This is a genomic window from Actinomadura sp. 7K507 (assembly GCF_004348425.1).
Taxonomy (GTDB): domain Bacteria; phylum Actinomycetota; class Actinomycetes; order Streptosporangiales; family Streptosporangiaceae; genus Spirillospora.
The window spans coordinates 1-2418 of the sequence record NZ_SMKK01000474.1; the positions used below are offsets into that span (position 1 = coordinate 1).

General features: G+C 62.0%; 2 protein-coding genes. One reads left to right on the forward strand and one right to left on the reverse strand.

Annotated elements, in window-relative coordinates:
• Positions 1 to 81: 81 nt before the first annotated feature.
• Entirely contained in the window at positions 82 to 1887 is a 1806-nt protein-coding gene (locus E1285_RS44540) for a reverse transcriptase/maturase family protein (RefSeq protein WP_207947298.1), read from the reverse strand.
• A 303-nt stretch (positions 1888 to 2190) separates the two neighbouring features.
• Between E1285_RS44540 and E1285_RS47025 the strand changes: the two genes are divergently transcribed.
• A partial coding sequence (locus E1285_RS47025; protein WP_207947299.1) for a hypothetical protein occupies positions 2191 to 2418 on the forward strand: 228 nt, incomplete at its 3' end.

Genomic DNA, 2418 nt, shown 5'->3' on the forward strand with positions numbered 1-2418 from the left:
CGTGAGGTGGGCCGTCGGCGAGGTGCCAGCGTGGGGCTGGTCCTTTTCCGACGGCCTCCTCCCGAACCCGCCGTGCAGCTTTCACTGCAACGGGCTCTCCAGTGGCTGCTGCGTGGTTGCGGTGGACGATCCGGTATGGACGAGGTCGTGGCAGGATTGGCAGATGATCAGTGTTTTCCGTCTGCGTTTTGCCATGATCTGCGCCCACGGTGGCTGTGACTGGCCCAGTTGACCCAGGTCGGCGAGTCTGCGGATGTGGTGGACCTGGATCCGGTCCGTGGATTCGCAGATTTCGCACCGTCCCGCGAGGAGCCGGGATATCAGCTCTTTGCGAGGTCGGTGGGGCCGGTCGGGGTTGTGGTCTTGAATGACCGCTGTCTTTTGCCGTATCAGTGGAATACCGCCGAACTGTGCGACCAGTGGTTTCCTGCCGTCACCGCGATCGACACGGGCTTGCAGGCACTTTCGTGGCCCGGCCGGGGTGACGACGACGGTCTTGTACTTGCGGGCCGTTCTCGTCACGGTCGAGCGGTGCTTGTTCGCCAGTGATTTCAGCAGCGAGGTCTGCATGACCCAGTGCAGCCGGTTCAGTCGGGAAACGTCACCGGCCAGCAGGTAGTACTGGACGATGCCCCGGTAGACCGCCCCATACATACTGACGATGGTGTGATCGTCTTTATTGAATAGATGGGGCAGGCACGCGGGTTTGCCGCGTTTGAGGTAGGGGGCGCATTTCTCTTTGATCACTGTCTTCGGCACCCGGAGTTGGACGACTCCGTTGTGCGACCGGCGGCCCTTGGCGACCATACGGTCACTGCGCCCGACAGTGATCTCATAGCCGAGGAAGTTGGCCGCGCCGGTTCTGGCGTGGGTGATCAGCGTCTTGTCCGGCGACAGTTCCAGCTTGAGGTCATCCCGCAAGAACGTCGCGAGCCGCCGTTTGATCTCCTCGGCCTCGTGTTTGGGTCCGGCGAACCCGAGCAAGGTGTCGTCGGCATACCTGACATAGCGCAGCCGACGGTAGCCGGGATCGTTCATATCCTGGCTGGGCAGTTCGCGCAGTTGCCGGCGAAGTTGACGCGCCTGGGCGCGGTCGCCTCGCCGGCGGGCCAGCGCGAGCTGCTTTTCCACCTTGCGGTAGGTGGTGCTGCGCCGACGCAGACCACCCTGGTTGTATTCCGGAATCAGTACCGTTTCGACGAAGTCGTCCAGCCGATCCAGGTAGATGTTGGACAGGATCGGTGAGACCACCCCGCCCTGCGGTACACCGCTGAGCGTGGCGGTCCAGACCCAGTCCTGCAGGTATCCGGCTTGGAGCATGGTGCGCACCAGCCGCAGGAACCGGTTGTCGTGGATCTTCTCCGCCAGCACCGAAAGCATGACCTGATGATCCAGGCTTCCGAAGCAGTCAGAGATGTCTCCCTCGATGAACCAGGCCGTCCCCGTCCAGGTATGTGCGACCTCGCGCAGGGCGGTGTGGCAGCCCCGGCGGGGACGAAAACCGTGGGACAGGCCGGAGAATGTCGGCTCGTAGTACGCCTCCAGCAGCAGGCGGACCACTTCACCGACGAGTTTGTCCGACCAGGTCGGCAGACCAAGGGGCCTGGTCCTCCCGTTGCGTTTGGGGATGTAGATCCTCTTGACCGGTTTGAATCGGTAGCGCTCGTGACGCACCGCATTCATGATGCGGCCGATTTTCTCCAGAGACATGCCGTCCACGGTCTCCGCGGTGGCTCCCGGCGTCATCGCTCCCTGGTTGGAGTAGATACGCCCGTAAGCCATCAGATACAACTGCGGGTTGAACAACTGCCGATACAGTTCATTGCACGGCAAGCCCCGCCTGCCGCGCTCACGCAGGACACCCAGCACCGTTTCGGCGTTCTGCATTACGCATACCTCCCGATCTGATGTGTCCGACCACCTGTGCTCCTTCGCCCTGTAAGCGGCTTTCCCGCTCTCCCCGGCAGGACGTGACCCCTGCGACTACTACGAGCACTCCGTCACCTTAGGACTCGCATCCCTTAGGTGATCCCACGTTCGTCTCTGACGTACGTCCGAGCGTGACTTAGGCGGCCCTTTCGTCTCCTTGAATGTCCTCGCTGGACATCGCTCCACGCCCCGAAGGTTGCGCCGGGCGGCAAAACATCCCAGCACAGAGCTCGGCACCGGTTTCAGGTATCTTTCCGGTGGATGCGTCTTTTCATCAACTGGAGACCAGGCTTCAGGCAATCCAGCTTTCGCCATATCACACGGGTCTCTCAGCAGCCCACCTTCGATACCTTCGCGGCGTCCACTGATTTCCTGGCATGCTACGGTCCCCTTCACTTTTCAGATCCAGGTAAGCCATTCGACCCAGAGATCTCCCTTCGAATCTCTCCCGGCTGCACCGGGGATACATCAGAGCGCCTCGTGGCGCAC